Origin of the sequence: Methanobacterium sp. (assembly GCA_039666455.1) — an archaeon.
In the GTDB taxonomy this organism is placed as follows: domain Archaea; phylum Methanobacteriota; class Methanobacteria; order Methanobacteriales; family Methanobacteriaceae; genus Methanobacterium_D.
Map to the genome: position 1 here is coordinate 1 of JAVSLW010000015.1, position 15,760 is coordinate 15,760.

The following is a 15,760-nucleotide window of genomic DNA, read 5'->3' on the forward strand; positions in this document are numbered from 1 at the left end:
TGAACTTCAAGAAATTGTAGAAGGAGAAGTTATTGAAATTACAGAATTTGGGGCATTTGTTCGAATGGGCCCAATGGACGGTCTGGTTCATGTTTCCCAGGTAACAGATGATTACATAAATTATGACGCAAAAAGAGGAGCTTTACTTGGTAAAGAGTCTAAAAAGACCCTGGAAGAAGGAAATAAAGTCCGTGCAAGAATTGTGGCACTGAGCCTTAAAGGTAAATCCTCCAAAGAAACTAAAATTGGTCTTACCATGAGACAGCCAGGCCTTGGAAGAGAAGAATGGATTGAAGAAGAGAAAAGGAAGAAGAAATAATGGTTACTAAAGCATGTACAAGATGTCACCGGATAATGGAAGATGAAAGATGTGCTGTATGCAAGGTTCCAACTTCAAGAAACTGGAGTGGTTTTTTAATAGTGATCGACCCTGAAAATTCAGGCATTGCAAAGGAGCTTAATATCAGTCTTCCTGGAGAATATGCTTTAAGAGTAAGATGATTAATAAGATTTTCAGGTTAAAATGTGTTATTATTAAAAAAAGAACACCGGATGGAATTTAAAAAACCTTTTGGTAAAATATATCTGACTTTAGATGACATTAATAGATCAGTCCTTGAAAATCATTTTATAATCTCTGTTGGAGATGAAACAACAAATAATCTTTTAAATGCAGGTATAATACCTGAAATCAGTATTATAGATCATATAATTGAAAGAAAACCATCAAAACATAGTATAGAATACAGTACAGTTACATTAAATGCGGTGAATCCTCCGGGAGCAATAACTGATGAATTATGGGTCACTATCCAGAAATCCTTTGATATTGCCCCTAAATCAAATGTTTTAATTGTTGTTGATGGGGAAGAGGATCTTGCAGTTATCCCCTGTGTTTTAATGGCTCCTAAAGGCTCCTTAATATTATATGGACAGCCTGGAGAAGGAGTTGTACTTGTAGAAGTTGATAAAGTAAGAAAAAAGGCAAAAGAAATGCTAAATTATTTTGAGGGAGGTTGAATAATGGAAATTGAAATTAAAGAAAAAATTGAAAATCCACTTTTAAACAGAACTGAAGTACACTTTGACTGTTTATACCATGGAGAACCTACTCCAAAAGTCATGGACGTTAAAAATAAGCTTGTTGCATTACTGGATGCAGACAAAGATCTTCTTGTAGTTAGCAGGCTATTACCTAAATTTGGAGAAGGTAAAGCTGAAGGATATGCTAAAATCTATGACCGGTTTGAAAATTTAAAAGAAATTGAACAGAAACATGTTCTGGACAAAAACACGGAACCTCAAGAGGGTGAAGAATAATGAGAAAATGCGACCTTTATGAAGTTAAGGATAACAAACTCGTAAGAAAAAACCCTGAGTGCGTTAGATGCTCACACGGTGTTTTCATGGCAGACCACGGGGACAGGTATGCCTGTGGAAAGTGCGGATACACACAATGGAAAGGTAAAGAATAATCTTTTAGTTAAACGGTGAAAAACCTTGAATTTAAGATCTGGACGGCTTAAAGGAAAGATGAGCAGAGCCACTGCATCTTTTACTTCTTCTTTAGAATTTGACAAACGTATTTTTGAGGCGGATGTTGAGCTTAACATTGCACATACAACAATGCTTGCAAAACAGGAAATAATCCCCCCAAAAACAGCGAAAAAAATTGTAAATGCTCTAAAAGACCTTAAAGAGGAAGGTATTAAAGCACTTGACCTTGACCTTTCAGTTGAAGACATTCACATGGCTTTGGAAAACTATGTGACTTCTAAAATAGGTGAAGAAGCAGGTTTCATGCACACTGCCAAATCACGAAACGATCAGGTTGCTACAGATCTTAGACTTGTTTTAAAGAAGGAAATAAAAGAGATAAATCAATCTATACTTAACTTTATTGAAGAAATCATTAAAATGGCAGATGAACATAAAGGAACCATTTTTGTAGGTTACACCCATCTGCAGCATGCTCAACCAACCACATTTGCTCACCACCTGCTTGCTTACGCTAATGCCTTAAGAAGAGATTATGAAAGGATCATGGACGCATATAAACGAGTTGATATGAATCCTCTTGGCTCTGCAGCCATGACAACCACGAGTTTCTCTATTGACAGGGAAATGACAACCAAAATGCTTGGCTTCAGTAAAATTATGGAAAATTCTATTGATGCTGTAAGTTCAAGGGATTTTATTGCAGAAACAGTTTTTGCACTTTCCATGCTTGCTTCTACACTCAGTAAAATATGTGAAGAACTTATAATCTGGAGCACATATGAATTTGGAGTCATTGAAATTGCCTATGAATACTCATCAACATCTTCAATCATGCCCCAAAAAAAGAATCCTGACGTTGCAGAAATTGCAAGGGCAAAAAGTGCAGTTCTTACAGGAGAATTAATGACTATTATGACTATTTTAAAGGCATTACCCTATAGCTATAACCGTGATTTACAGGAATTAACTCCACACCTCTGGAATTCTGTAGATAATGCAAAATCAATGCTTGGTGTAATAAGTGGCATGTTATCTACAATAACTGTAAACAGGGAACGCGTAGCTGTGCTTGCAAAATCTAATTTTGCAACTGCAACAGAACTTGCAGATATACTGGTCCGCAAAGACATGCCTTTTAGAACGGCCCATAAGATCGTTGGAAGAATGGTTACACAGGCTCTGGAAAGTGATGTTTCAATTGATGATATTGACTCAAAATTTCTGGATAATGTTGCACGTGAAGTTACTGGAAAAACACTGGGGCTTGATGATGAACTGATAAAGAGGGCCCTTGATCCTTATGAAAATATTAAAGTTCGAACTGTAACTGGGGGTTCTTCTCCACAGGCAGTGGAAAATGCTATAACTAATTTAAGGAACTTTCTGGATGAAGAAAGATACAGGAACTATTAACATTTAATTTTAAAATCAGGGTGTTTTTGGCAAGTTATCATAATATTTATATATGATCTATTACAAAAAATAATATACATGAAAAGCGATTCAACACCCAAGTTAATAGGAATAATTGCGATATTAGTTGGTATTTTGATGATAATTTATCCCCAGCTTGTGGGGTATCTTGTAGGAATTTTCTTAATAGCTTACGGAATACTGGAAGTCATTAAATAGGCTAAAAATGCAGAAAACCATTAAATTTAGATGGTTTTCATTATCATCTCCAGAGCTTCGCCTGGCTCTAATATGCCTGCACGGGTTTCCCTTAAAATGCGCTGCAATGAAAATTTTCTCATGTGGGGATGTTTTCTATGGACCTCATTAAGTAAAGGACATCCATACCCTCCCTTTTTTAAAATTCCGTATTTTGAAGCAGTATTTTTAATTTCACCTTTGCTTACTGAAAGCATTGCCGGTAAATTCAGTTTAAAGATTCCATTTTCTCTGACAATTGATTGGGTCCCGGTAGTTAGAAGATCCCCGTAAATCAAAAAGGGAACACCTATCTCTTTGGTATAATCTAAAACCGCTTTTTTTATTACTTTAGAGCATCTTCCACATGGATGAAATATTCCTGCAAGTGAATCTTTTATAATCTCATCCATATCTACTTGCAGGTAATAATGCTTAACATTAAGTTTGGTTGAAAGATTTTTCACATTTTCCTGGAAATACCGGGGAAGAATTATGCTCCCAGGATTAACTGTAACTGCTATAGGATTAAATCCCAGAATTTTAGCCACTATTAATGAAAAACTACTGTCAATTCCACCGGATAATGCTACAACAGCTTCATTAGTTTTAGATTCTTCTACGGTTTCGAAATTTGTTAAAACAGCTTCAAAATCGTGAATATTTTGAAGCCTCTGACCTAAAAATTTATTTAAAGTATTAAGATGCTTAAAATCACCAAAATCAGGGGATAAAAGCTCTTCTAACTTATTCTGGGTTAATTTTATTTTATACTCTTTAAGTAAAAGATCTGGATAGGCTTCCACGTGTATGGAATTTATATTCAGTTCTTCTTTAAGTTTTCCAGCTACCCAGCCTCCTTTTCCAATAACGGTTGATTTATCCGGCCGATCAAATGTAATAATAAGCATGACACCATTTTCTTCATTAAATATTATATCTTTAATGTGGGGGTTTACATTCTGGTGGCCAATTTCTTCCCTTATTCTGTATATTCTTTTAATTATTTCTTCTTTTTCAAATTTCAAGGCTATTCTCCTTTAAAATAATCTGATCAAAAATTATTTTCGTCTGTATCTCCCCATTAAATGTCCTTCATCCAGGATATTATCCTTTAAAGCTTTTAAAAAGTCTTCTCTTTTTACAGGAGTGCTTAAATTCAATGTCCTTTTAAGTGCATAAATTCTAAAAAAATATCTGTGCTCTCCACCGGGAGGGCATGGTCCTCTGTAACCTGGAAACCCAAAGTTGTTTAGTCCCTGAATCATTCCACTTTCCAGTTTTTCTTTCTTTTCTATGTCTTCTGGAAGTTTTGAGGTGTCTGAGGGTATGTTAAACAGTATCCAGTGGGTGAATATTCCTCCGGGAGCATCTGGATCCTCACATAGAATTGCAAAACTTTGGGTAAGTTCTGGAATATCCCATCGAAGTGGCGGTGAAATATCTGTTCCATCGCAGGTATATTTTTTGGGTATATTGCTTCCATCACTAAAAGCATCACTTTCAATATTTATCAAATTGATCATCTCCTTTTTTAATTTGCAATATATTTAACCAATGATTAATATTTATTCGTAAATATTTAATATATAGGATCAGTGTTATAAGCACTAAAAGTGTACTAACTGTACTATTATCGCTCCTATTTGAATAATGATTAGATTCTACCTCCCTTTCCCTTTTTAATAAATATTTTTAATAAATTATTATTTTAAAAACGTTGTATGTTCTTTTTTTTAAATTCAAAAACCTGGATTTGAAGTTAATTTTCATTTTGAAATTATACATGATTTTAAAAAATGATAAAAAATTATAATTATAATCAGTAATCAGAACTAAAAGTGGCTCATGACAAATATCAAAATATGAATTAAAATGAAGTCACAATCGGGATAAGGATTACCAGAACATGATATAATCGACAAATTTAAATAGTATGGAGTACTAATAATGTATTGAGGTGATATGAATGACTGAATTACCAATTGCTCCAGTTGGAAGAATCATAAAAAATGCAGGTGCACAAAGAATTAGTGACGATGCAAGAGATGAACTTACCAAAGTCCTGGAAGAAATGGGTGAAGAAATAGCTTCTGAAGCTGTTAAACTTGCAAGACATGCTGGAAGAAAGACTGTTAAAGCATCTGACATTGAACTTGCAGTCAAAACCAGAGTACATCTTTGATAGTGCTTGAGTGCCGCAAAAATTCATAGAATTTTTGCAGAATTCATTTTTTATTTTTTAACAAAATTCAATTAAAAACTTATGGATTATTTTTGGAAGTAATACTGTTTTAATGAGATACCTGAATTTTTGCTATTTAGTGTAAGGGAATTCTAAAATAGAAGTTTAAAAATTTGATCAAATTTATATAACATTCCTAAGAAATGATAAATAGAAAAATCTATTTTCTCCTGAAAGATGTAAAATAATACTCATTCAGTAATTCAATTAATTACAGTATTAAACTTATTCTGGTGATAGATTGACAAGAATTGCAATAATAGATCGTGATCGATGCCAGCCCAAAAAATGCAACTATGTCTGCATTGAATACTGTCCAGGGGTTAGAATGGAAGAAGACACCATAACAATAGATCCTGGGACAAAAAAACCAATTATATCTGAAGAATTATGCTCTGGATGTGGTATATGTACCAAAAGATGTTATTTAAATGCTGTAACAATTATAAATCTCCCTGAAGCTCTCAAAGAGCCGATTCACAGATATGGTCAAAACCAGTTTGAATTATTCGGACTTCCAAATATTAAAGAAGGCTCTGTTGTAGGTATTTTAGGTCCAAACGGGATTGGAAAATCAACAATTATTAAGATCCTCTCTGGAGAACTTAAACCAAACCTTGGAAATTATGAAGTGGAAGTTGAATGGGAAGAAATAATTAATTATTTCAAAGGTTCACAACTTCAATCTTACTTTAAAAAACTTTCTGAAGAGGATTTAAAAGTCTCACATAAACCACAAATGGTGGATATGCTATCAAAAGTAGTAAAAGGGAAAGTTGGGAGCCTTTTAGAAAGTATTGATGGGCGAGATAAGCTGGATGAAATATCAAAAGCGCTTGAAATAGATCAGATATTGGATAGGGATATTTCAAAGCTCAGTGGTGGGGAACTCCAAAGAATCGCAATTGCAGCAGCAACCTTAAAAGACGCTGATTTTTATTATTTTGACGAACCAACATCATGGCTGGATGTAAAACAGAGATTAAATGCTGTAAAGGTTATAAGACAACTTGCAGAAGAAGGAAAATCTGTAATGGTTATAGAACACGATTTAGCAGCACTTGATGCTATGTCTGATTATGTGCACATTTTATATGGTCATCCTGGAGCTTATGGTGTTGTAGCGCAAATGAGAGGAGTCAGAGTTGGTATTAACACTTACATTGGAGGATTTTTAAGGGAAGAGAATGTTAGGTTTAGAAAACAGCCGATAGTATTTGAGGTAAGACCTCCAGCTGAAATAGTTGAAGCTGAAGCTCTTGCAGAATATACGGCCCTTAAAAAATCATATGATGGATTTTCAATTGAGGCAGAAGAAGGGGAAGTTCAGCACAATGAAATTATCACTGCATTTGGTCCAAATGGTATTGGAAAAACAACATTTGCCAAAATGCTTGCAGGAGTAGTAAAACCAGATGAAGGGAAAATAGGAAAAAAGGTTTCAATAGCTTATAAACCTCAGTATTTAACTTCTGACTTTGATGGGACAGTTCAGGAGTTTTTAATAACCACTGCTCCTACTTATGGTACTAATCTATTTAAAACTGAAATTGTAAAGCCTTTTACCCTTGATGAAATTATGGAAAAAAATGTTAAAGATTTAAGTGGTGGAGAACTCCAACGGCTTGCTGTTGCAGCTACACTTGCAAAAGATGCAGATATTTACCTTTTTGACGAGCCTACAGCATTTTTAGATGTAGAACAAAGATTACGGGCAGCAAGAGCCATACAAAAGATAATAGAAAATCGTCATGCAGCTTCAATCATAATAGATCACGATATAGTCTTTATAGATTATATATCTAACCGTGCAATGGTCTTCTATGGAGATCCTGGAGTTGAGGGGCATGCAACATCGCCAATGGACCTTCGATCTGCAATGAATAAATTTTTATCTGATGTTGAAATAACCTTTAGAAGAGATAAAGAGACCAAAAGGCCACGTGTTAATAAATTGGGAAGCTATCTTGACCGTGAACAGAAAGAAAAAGGAGAATATTATTATCTGGAGAGTTAGTTTTCAGTATTTAGGCCGCAGCGCTTCCACTGCGTCCTGGAAATTAACTGCAAACTTTCGAACACAGGCTTCAGGTATGGAAAAACTAACTCTCAGGTATCGGTGCCCGAATAATTTGCTGGTGTATGCACCTTCTCTTGCAAAGATTTTTCTCTCCAGAAGATACTCTGCAACCTCAACAGGTTCTACTCCCGCTTTATGAAGGTCAATTACAAGCATATTCCCATCTGATGGATAAACTGGTATAAAAGCCCCTTCTACGTTATCAACGGCCTTTTTAATAATTTTCTGGTTGGATCTTGTGGTATTTCTTATCCTGTCGATCCATTCTGGTTTTGATTTAAGTGCAGCAAGCGCTCCTTTTTGTGCAACGATGTTTGTTCCAAGGTCGTTTATAACAATACTTTTAATGGAATTTAAAATCCCGGGGGTGCTTATCATTGCACCAATACGTAGTCCTGCCATTCCACAGATTTTTGAAAAACTGTAAATGGTTACAGTGTGGTCTGGAGCATATTCGGCAGCAAGATGATGTTTTCTTGCAAAATCTCTGTAAGTTATGTCATGTAGAAGATAAATATCGTTATCAACGGCCAGATCAGCAAATTCTTTTATTTCTTCCAGGGTGTAACAGGATCCAAGCGGATTCAATGGATCTACAAGTGATATTAACCGGGTATTTTTGTCAATGTTCTGTTTTACAAGCTCTGGAGTCAGTTTGTAATCATTATCTTTGCTGTAAATTGGAATTGATTTAACGTGGTCTGCAAATCTACTTGCAAAGTTATCAATAATGAGATATCCTGGATCGCAGGTTATCACATTATCTGTAGGGTCTAATATATCGTTCATACAAAGATATAAGGATTCTGTACCGCCGGCCGTTACCAGAACATCATTAGTTCCATCGTTAAGACCTAAATCCTCAAGTATAAGGTTTTTTAGCTCAGGAAATCCTTCTGGCGGCGGGTATTTGCAGTAGTCCTTATTTTCAATGCTTTCAAGCATGGAGTACATGATGTCATCTTTTTCATGTAAATGGTTGGTATTTTGACCCATCCAGATCATTTCTTCATCATGATAAATGTGATTAAAAAATTCATTTATAGTTTTAAAGCCGTTAGGTAATCTTTTAGCTGCTCTTGCATATTTTTTTGGTGAAATCATCTATCTCACAACACATAAAGTAGTATTTATTTGAATAATTTCAAAAAGGACCTTAAGTATTATTATAACTTTTTTTTAACTATTATTTATAATTATTTAAAAATGTTTTAAACTTTTAACCCCTGATGACTATGTTAAAAGCAAAAGGACTTATCCCATTTATAATATAACTTTGCAATAATTCAGTTATTATTTTAAACCTCTATCAATAATTTCAAATTTGATCTTACTACCTTCTTTTCTACTTTTATGTCTTTTAAGTACTGCAAACCTGTCTCCATTATCACATTTTTCAAGTTCCACAATAATTTTACTCCAGTACTTGAGTATAGTACCTCCAACAGGCTCTATAGTATCTTCTTCATCAAAAAGAGAATATATATGATTTGTAATAATTACTGCAATATCATATTTTCTTGCAAGTCTTGAGAGAAGCCCCATTTGTTTTCCAAGCTCTCGATTTATTTCAGTTTGACTGCCGTCTTTTAATCTGTAAAGTGCAACAGCAGAATCAAGAACAACAAGTTCTATATTATTTGCACCGCTTTTTAAACTGGTTTCTATCTTTTGAAGGGCCTCATTTTGTTCCTTAAAAGTTGTGGGTTCCATAACGATTATGTTTCCTGCCAGTTTTTCAAAATCATCACCAGCTATTTGTCTTACTCTTTCAATGGATAACCCACCTTCCGTATCTATTAAAACTGCTTTTTTCCCATTTTTTGCACACTGCACCAGCATTTTGAGCACAATATTTGTTTTTCCAGATCCTGGAGGGCCGTAAAACTGAGTAATGCACCTTTTTTCAATTCCTCCTCCTATTACAGTATCAATAGAACATCCAATTGGTAATTTACTTCTATTTTTAACATTAGATAATGTTTTCAATATTTATACCTCTTAAGCCATAATCTTTAAAATTCAGTTAAATTAAGTAATTTTTCATTGATAGTCAGTTATTTTTATATGACCATCTTTGATTGTTCTAATAAAAATAATTTTGGTGGATCAATCTTTTTTAAATCAGGCTCTTATTACTTAAAATTCGCAAAATTTAAATATATTATTACATAAAAATATATTTTTAATAATTATTGAGTCTTTTTAGACATTCCTGTTTAATATAATGAGTAAATTTTGGTTGATATAATGGATTTTGATGAATTTAAATCAGAATTAAACGAATCAAATGTAGGGGACATGATAGGAACATTTAAAAAGATAGCAGATAATCCCCTGGCAAAGTATTTACTTCAAAGAACCTTAAATTACTGTCAAAAAGATGAATCAATAAGATTAGAGAATGCTTTAAATTTATATCTTGGAAAAAAAGAACATGCATGCTATAAATGTAGATTAATGTCTAAAATTATAGGTTATCTGGTTAAAAAGGGTGCAACAAGTTTTGGTACATCTGAAATTGAGCTTAAAGAAGTAATGGACGATGATTACTGGATTAAAGGATTAAGTAGTGTACTTAAAGGAATAGCTTTATTTGGTGTTCAAAAACCTTTTGTACCGGGAGCACCGTTTCAAATAGTCTGGAATATTACAAAAGCATGTAATATGCGCTGTATGCACTGTTATGAGGATGCAGGTAAAAAAGGAAAAAGTGAACTTTCTGCCTTAGAGGTTATAAATGGTTTAGATACCATGTCTAAAGCAGGTGTAACATCTATTGCATTTTCTGGAGGCGAACCATCGATTCATCCCCATATTCTTGATTTTATTTCTCACACTGAAAATAGTGGAATGTGTGCTGCTATGGCTACAAATGGTTATACACTTGCAGATAAAGCAAGATCAAAGGAATTTATAGATGCTGGTCTTGAATTCATTCAAATAAGTCTTGACGGGATTAATCCAGGGACTCATGATTCGTTTAGAGGGGTAAATGGAGCATGGGAGATGGCAATTGATTCAGTAAGGAATTTTGTTGATGAAGGAATTTTTGTTGAAGTAGCGACAACAGTCACAAAAAATAATGTTGATGAAATTCCTGAGATGATTGATTTTGTAAGAGATTTAGGTGCTAACTGGTTCATGCTGTATAATTTCATACCAACCGGGAAAGGATATGAAATAATGGACATGGATATTTCTCCTAAGGACAGATCAGATATTCTTGAAACAGCTTATTCTCAAAATGAAGGTAGCAGAATGCAAATTTTATCTACCTCTCCCCAGTATGCTGTGGTGGCTGAATCAATGCTTTCAAAGGATTCTAAAGTGATTCCAACTCATTTTTTTAATCCAGAATATGATAACCCTGCCTTAATGCAGCTTGCTGAATTTATTGGAGGATGTGGTGCCGGCAGATTTTACATGAGTGTAGAACCTAACGGGGATATGTATCCATGTGTATTTTTCCCGCATTATGAAGAGGTTAAATTAGGTAATTTGCTTGAAGATGATTTTGAAGATATATGGGCAGATAATGACGTCCTGCACGCATTAAGAAATAAAGACATCCTTAATGGACATTGTGGAGACTGTGATTCAAGAAATATTTGTGGCGGCTGCAGGGCAAGGGCGTATAATTATTTTGATGATATTTTAGCTCCAGATCCAGGCTGTATAAATAATAAAAAAGAATGGAATGAACTTAAAAATAAAATAGACGATCTTAACACTCGTGAAACCCATTATGGATGCTTGAAATTGAATATGGAGGCAAAAAAACATGAATAACATCGATGTTTTGTTGATCAATCCACTTGATCAGGGCCATGTAAAAACAGGGTTAGGTATTAAAATTCCTCCTTTAAATCTAATGTATCTTGCTGCTGCACTTGAAGAAAATTCAGTGTCTGTTAAAATAATCGATGATGACATGTATCAAATGGGATTTAAGAAAATAGCTGATTTAGCCTCAAAAATTGATCTTCGTGTCATGGGAGTTACCGCCACAACTGCAACAATAAAAAATGCATTAAAATATGTTAAAGCTATTAAACTGGCTTTACCTAACACTTTGACAGTTATAGGTGGGCCTCACCCTACTTTCATGCCATTTGAGACTTTAGAAACTGAAGATACATTAGATGTTGTTGTTATGGGCGAAGGCGAGAAAACTATGGTTGAAATCACCAATAAATATGAAAATAGTGAAAAAAAGGAGTTTAATGAGATTAAAGGGATATATTATAGGGGCAATGACAAAATTAAAGCAACAAAACCAAGACCCTTAATAGAAAACCTTGATGACCTGCCATTTCCAGCAAGGCATCTTATACCATTCAATGAATATAAAACATCTAAAAATCAGGCAGGGGGGATTATTACAAGTAGAGGATGTGTTTTCTCATGCAACTACTGTTCTTCTTCTTTAATTATGGGTAAAAAGTTTAGAAGTCGTAGCCCTGAAAACGTGGTTGATGAAATGGAGGAGCTTGTTTATAAATATGATGTTAGGGAAATAGCATTTCTGGATGACATATTCATGCTCAATAAACGAAGAGCCATGAAAATAGCGGATGAAATTCGAAGTAGAGGTCTTGATTTAAGTTTTGTAACTTCTTCAAGAGTTGATACAGTAAATCATGAGCTTTTGGAATGTCTGAAAAATGCAGGTATGAGTACTCTGTATTGTGGAGTTGAATCAGGCTCACAACGTGTTTTAGACCTTATGGGAAAAGGTATAACTTTAAAACAGGCTGAAGACGCCATTAATACTGCAAAAAAAGTTGATATTGATGTTTTAGGATCTTTTATTTTGGGTTTTCCTGGTGAATCATCCCAAGAAATGGATCAGACAATAGATTTTTCAATTAAACTTGACCCTGATTACAGTCAATTTTCAATATTAACTCCATTTCCTGGAACGCCAATATTTTACGAACTTAAACAAAAAGCACTTCTGGATACAGAAGATTGGAGTAAATACACAGTTTTGGATTCTGTTATAAACTATGAAAAGCTTGGATTAAGCAAGAAATTAGTTGAAAGGAAACTGGCTAAAGCTTACCTGAAATTTTATTTAAGACCAAAATATTTGATTAAACATAAAAATATGTTCAAAATTCTAATCGAAACTTTATTTAGAAGTTTTATTTTACCTAAAATAAGTGATGGAACTCCTGATGTCTGGTATAATTCTTTAAGGAAACAATGTTCCTGAATTTTATTCATTTTTTAAAAAGGAGGCTCTCCTGCTCCTTTTCTCACTATTTTGGGAGGGGAAACCGTCATGTCAATAACTGTAGATGGAATTCCATGCCTGCAGATTCCTGCATCAAGAATTAAATCAATCTGGTCACCTAACTGTTTTAAAACTCCCGCAACAGATTCTGGAACTGGTTTACCTGAAATATTGGCACTTGTTGTTGTTATGGGAAATTCTCTGGAAAGTTCCCTGCAAACCATATTATCTGGAATCCGTATTCCCACGGTCTTGCCTCCAGATGTTAAAATGGAAGGCACGTTCTCTTTTTTATTTAAAATAACGGTAAATGGGCCTGGAAAAATGTCAGAAATCAATCTCTTCAAATCTTTATTTAAATAAGCAATGTTTTCTATATCCTCTATTTTAGAAACACAAACAGATAAGGGTTTGTTTAATGACCGTTTTTTTATTGAAAAAACCTTTTGAACTGCTTCTAAATCAAATATGTTTGCTCCAATGCCATAAACTGTATCTGTAGGATATAAAACAGTTTTTCCTTCTTTAAGAGCATTAACTGCAGCTTTGATTTTATCTTTTGGGGGAGATTCAGAATTTATTTTTAGTTTCATTTTATCATTTTGAGTTTATTTTTAAATTAAGATGTTTGGTTATTTAAATATTGGTCTTGCATAATCTAAAATGATTTCTACATTGCCGGAATCAATATGTATCCACAATATATATCTTGATGGAAGTGCCATATGAATAAACATGCTTAATAAACTTCGGCCTCGCTTTAAAATCTATATTGATCCTGTTGCTCGGAAAATTCGCATTAATCCCAATGTTTTAACAATTATCGGATTTTTTACAGGTATTTTATCTGGTTACATGTTTGCAACGGGAAATTTACTGTACGGCGGTATTTTAATTGGCTTAAGTGGGTTTTTTGATGTTATTGATGGTGCTGTTGCACGAAATCATGGGTCTCATTCACAGTTTGGTTCAGTACTTGATTCAACAACTGACCGGTTGACTGATGCATTTATTATAATGGGAATTATAGTGGGAGGATTTGTAGTACCAGTTACAGGAATTTTAGCCATAATTGCTTCATTTAGCGTAAGCTATGTCCGGGCAAGAATGGAATTTGAAGGTGTAAAGGGCGATATTGGAATAGCTGAAAGGGCAGAAAGACTGGTTATAATAATGACTGGTGTTTTTTTAAGTTATTTTACAGGAATAAACACCATACTGGAATATGCAATCATTCTAATAGTTATTCTGGGATTTTTTACGAGTTTACAGAGAATGTATCATGCATGGAAACAGTTGAAATAATTAATTGATGATTAGTATCTTTAATTCATGGCTTACATTTTAGATAGAAAATAGAAGTTTGGAGGCTGTGTTATGGCCGGCGGTGAAAATACTGTGGAGCGTATTAATAAAGATATTGAACTATTTACGAAAAATATAAAAGAAATAGGGTCTATAGAACTGGATGGTAAAGAAAATGATATAATAGAGATGGCCAGTAGTTATTTTGAAGATACCAGATATTACCTTGAAAAAGAAGACTTTATAACTTCATTTGGATGTATAACATATGCGCACGGACTGCTTGATGCTGTTCGGCTTCTTCATAACCTTATTTAAAGTGATGAAAATGAACAGATTTTTTGGTAAGGAAACCGAAGTTGAAAAATATTCCAGGCTCCATGTCAGACTTGTTTATGAGTGTGCTCACAAACTCAAGGATGCAATGGCACACTTTTACAGTGGTGATTATGATTTAATGGACAGAGAAGTGGAAGAAATAAGTAGATATGAGCATGAAGCAGATGAAATACGGAGAAAAATGGAAGTACAGTTTTATCATGGCGCATTTTTGCCTTTTGACAGGGAAGATCGAATAGTTCTTGCAGAACTTGTAGATTCTGTTGCTGACGCTGCAGAGTCCTCTGCATATGCAATTTCTCTTGGAAGGATTGATTTCCCCTCACAATTCAAGGAAGACTTTACCGAGCTTGTTGATTCATCATGTGAAACGGTTTCGGTATTAAAAGAATCTATAGAGCTTTTAGAAAAAGATTTAAGTGAAGCATTGAATAAAGCACATGAAGTTGAGAAATTTGAAGAAAAAGGAGATGAAATAGAAAGACAAATAATCCGTAAACTCTATGATTCCTACAAGAAGAGCGAAATTGACCTTTTTACACTTATAGAGCTTAAAAATATCACACAAAAAATCGGAAACATTGCCGATCGTTCAGAAAACGCTTCTGATCGTATTCCTATTATCGTGGCCAAAAGAAAAGGCTGAAATTACAGTTATTTTCATGCAAATTAGAAAATATATTCTTAAAGAGGCAGCATATGATCTAAGATTTCTTCTAAACAGGGGTTACAGAAAAAAAGGTGCGTTAAACTTCGTTTCAAATAAATATCTTCTATCTGCGGATGAGAGAAATTATATGGTCCGGTGCGTATTTTCAGACTCAAAATCTATATTTAGAAGGAATAAAATTGTAGATATATCCCAAATTGAAGGCCGATCTATTTTAATAGATGGTTACAACGTATTAATCACTGTGGAAACTATTTTCCAGGAAGATTACAGCTCTATTATTTTATGTGATGATGGCATAATAAGAGATTTAAATGCTGTTTTTGGGAAATATAAGTTTAATCAGAAAACAAAAGATGTTTTAACTGATATTGTTAGTTTAATTAAAAAATATGGTCCTTCAGAAATTAAATTCTTTTTTGACCGGCAGGTTAGTTTCAGTGGTAAGCTTGCAAACCTCACTGAAGAAATAACTGGTTTTCAAGGACTTAAAGGGGAAGCTATCCTTTCAAAAATTGTAGATTTTGAAATTATTAAACTTTCAAGAGCAAAAAAGGGGATTGTGGCAACCAGCGATGGTGCTATAATTGACAAAGTGGATAGGATTGTGGATCTACCATTTCATTTTTTAGAAAAATCAAAAATTAGTGTTAGAAAAAGCTTTTAGCTTAAAAACAGAAATTATATAAACTGGTGTTTTTAGACCATTGATTTTATTAAAAATGAACA

At 33.9% G+C, this 15,760-nt stretch carries 19 protein-coding genes; 14 read left to right on the plus strand and 5 right to left on the minus strand.

The window, feature by feature from the left end; translation table 11 throughout:
- The 6 genes from PQ963_04885 to argH all read left to right on the plus strand — a co-directional run.
- Positions 1–319, plus strand: a 319-nt coding sequence (locus PQ963_04885) for a DNA-directed RNA polymerase (GenBank protein MEN4029001.1), incomplete at its 5' end; no start/stop codon positions are given.
- Positions 319–501 carry a transcription elongation factor subunit Spt4 gene (gene spt4 / locus PQ963_04890; GenBank protein MEN4029002.1) on the plus strand — a complete coding sequence of 61 codons (183 nt, stop codon included), beginning with the start codon at positions 319–321 and terminating at the stop codon, positions 499–501. The genes PQ963_04885 and spt4, both read left to right, overlap by 1 nt.
- Before the next feature lie 24 nt (positions 502–525).
- The gene (locus PQ963_04895) at positions 526–1,020 is read left to right on the plus strand and encodes a GTP-dependent dephospho-CoA kinase family protein (GenBank protein ID MEN4029003.1); all 495 of its coding nucleotides are present in this window, start codon (positions 526–528) and stop codon (positions 1,018–1,020) included.
- Between the two features lie 3 nt (positions 1,021–1,023).
- Positions 1,024–1,320 carry a 30S ribosomal protein S24e gene (locus tag PQ963_04900; protein MEN4029004.1) on the plus strand — a complete coding sequence of 99 codons (297 nt, stop codon included), beginning with the start codon at positions 1,024–1,026 and terminating at the stop codon, positions 1,318–1,320.
- Complete coding sequence (locus tag PQ963_04905) at positions 1,320–1,475, plus strand: 30S ribosomal protein S27ae (protein MEN4029005.1); 156 nt, start codon at positions 1,320–1,322, stop codon at positions 1,473–1,475. The genes PQ963_04900 and PQ963_04905 overlap by 1 nt, the downstream gene beginning before the upstream one ends.
- Before the next feature lie 25 nt (positions 1,476–1,500).
- A complete protein-coding gene (argH, locus tag PQ963_04910) occupies positions 1,501–2,913 on the plus strand; it encodes an argininosuccinate lyase (protein MEN4029006.1) in 1,413 nt (470 codons plus the stop codon).
- Between the two features lie 245 nt (positions 2,914–3,158).
- Here the strand turns inward: argH and PQ963_04915 are convergent, their stop codons facing one another.
- Both PQ963_04915 and PQ963_04920 read right to left on the minus strand, forming a co-directional pair.
- Positions 3,159–4,178 carry an ATPase gene (locus PQ963_04915; protein MEN4029007.1) on the minus strand — a complete coding sequence of 340 codons (1,020 nt, stop codon included), beginning with the start codon at positions 4,176–4,178 and terminating at the stop codon, positions 3,159–3,161.
- A gap of 33 nt (positions 4,179–4,211) precedes the next feature.
- Entirely contained in the window at positions 4,212–4,667 is a 456-nt protein-coding gene (locus tag PQ963_04920) for a YbhB/YbcL family Raf kinase inhibitor-like protein (protein MEN4029008.1), read from the minus strand.
- Positions 4,668–5,119: 452 nt separating this feature from the next.
- Here PQ963_04920 and PQ963_04925 point away from each other — a divergent pair, with 452 nt between their 5' ends.
- On the plus strand, positions 5,120–5,335 hold the full coding sequence (locus PQ963_04925) for a histone family protein (GenBank protein ID MEN4029009.1): 216 nt from the start codon (positions 5,120–5,122) through the stop codon (positions 5,333–5,335).
- A gap of 301 nt (positions 5,336–5,636) precedes the next feature.
- Positions 5,637–7,412 carry a ribosome biogenesis/translation initiation ATPase RLI gene (locus tag PQ963_04930; protein MEN4029010.1) on the plus strand — a complete coding sequence of 592 codons (1,776 nt, stop codon included), beginning with the start codon at positions 5,637–5,639 and terminating at the stop codon, positions 7,410–7,412.
- 3 nt (positions 7,413–7,415) lie between these two features.
- Here the strand turns inward: PQ963_04930 and PQ963_04935 are convergent, their stop codons facing one another.
- Both PQ963_04935 and radB read right to left on the minus strand, forming a co-directional pair.
- Entirely contained in the window at positions 7,416–8,579 is a 1,164-nt protein-coding gene (locus PQ963_04935) for a pyridoxal phosphate-dependent aminotransferase (protein ID MEN4029011.1), read from the minus strand.
- A 189-nt stretch (positions 8,580–8,768) separates the two neighbouring features.
- Complete coding sequence (radB, locus tag PQ963_04940) at positions 8,769–9,464, minus strand: DNA repair and recombination protein RadB (protein MEN4029012.1); 696 nt, start codon at positions 9,462–9,464, stop codon at positions 8,769–8,771.
- A 249-nt stretch (positions 9,465–9,713) separates the two neighbouring features.
- On the opposite strand from radB, the gene PQ963_04945 reads away from it, so the two are divergent.
- Positions 9,714–11,267 carry a radical SAM protein gene (locus PQ963_04945; protein MEN4029013.1) on the plus strand — a complete coding sequence of 518 codons (1,554 nt, stop codon included), beginning with the start codon at positions 9,714–9,716 and terminating at the stop codon, positions 11,265–11,267.
- On the plus strand, positions 11,260–12,696 hold the full coding sequence (locus tag PQ963_04950) for a radical SAM protein (GenBank protein MEN4029014.1): 1,437 nt from the start codon (positions 11,260–11,262) through the stop codon (positions 12,694–12,696). Before PQ963_04945 ends, PQ963_04950 begins: the two co-directional genes overlap by 8 nt.
- A gap of 14 nt (positions 12,697–12,710) precedes the next feature.
- Here PQ963_04950 and PQ963_04955 read toward each other — a convergent pair whose 3' ends face one another.
- Positions 12,711–13,310 (minus strand): L-threonylcarbamoyladenylate synthase, encoded by a 600-nt coding sequence (locus PQ963_04955; protein MEN4029015.1) that lies wholly within the window; start codon positions 13,308–13,310, stop codon positions 12,711–12,713.
- A gap of 142 nt (positions 13,311–13,452) precedes the next feature.
- Here PQ963_04955 and pgsA point away from each other — a divergent pair, with 142 nt between their 5' ends.
- The 4 genes from pgsA (at position 13,453) to PQ963_04975 (ending at position 15,698) form a co-directional block, all read left to right on the plus strand.
- Positions 13,453–14,022, plus strand: coding sequence for an archaetidylinositol phosphate synthase (gene pgsA, locus PQ963_04960; GenBank protein ID MEN4029016.1), 570 nt, complete (start codon positions 13,453–13,455; stop codon positions 14,020–14,022).
- A 72-nt stretch (positions 14,023–14,094) separates the two neighbouring features.
- On the plus strand, positions 14,095–14,340 hold the full coding sequence (locus PQ963_04965; GenBank protein MEN4029017.1) for a DUF357 domain-containing protein: 246 nt from the start codon (positions 14,095–14,097) through the stop codon (positions 14,338–14,340).
- Between the two features lie 10 nt (positions 14,341–14,350).
- Positions 14,351–15,007: a TIGR00153 family protein gene (locus tag PQ963_04970; GenBank protein MEN4029018.1), complete on the plus strand. Its 657-nt coding sequence runs from the start codon at positions 14,351–14,353 to the stop codon at positions 15,005–15,007.
- 16 nt (positions 15,008–15,023) lie between these two features.
- Positions 15,024–15,698 carry a DUF434 domain-containing protein gene (locus PQ963_04975; protein ID MEN4029019.1) on the plus strand — a complete coding sequence of 225 codons (675 nt, stop codon included), beginning with the start codon at positions 15,024–15,026 and terminating at the stop codon, positions 15,696–15,698.
- Positions 15,699–15,760 lie beyond the last annotated feature (62 nt).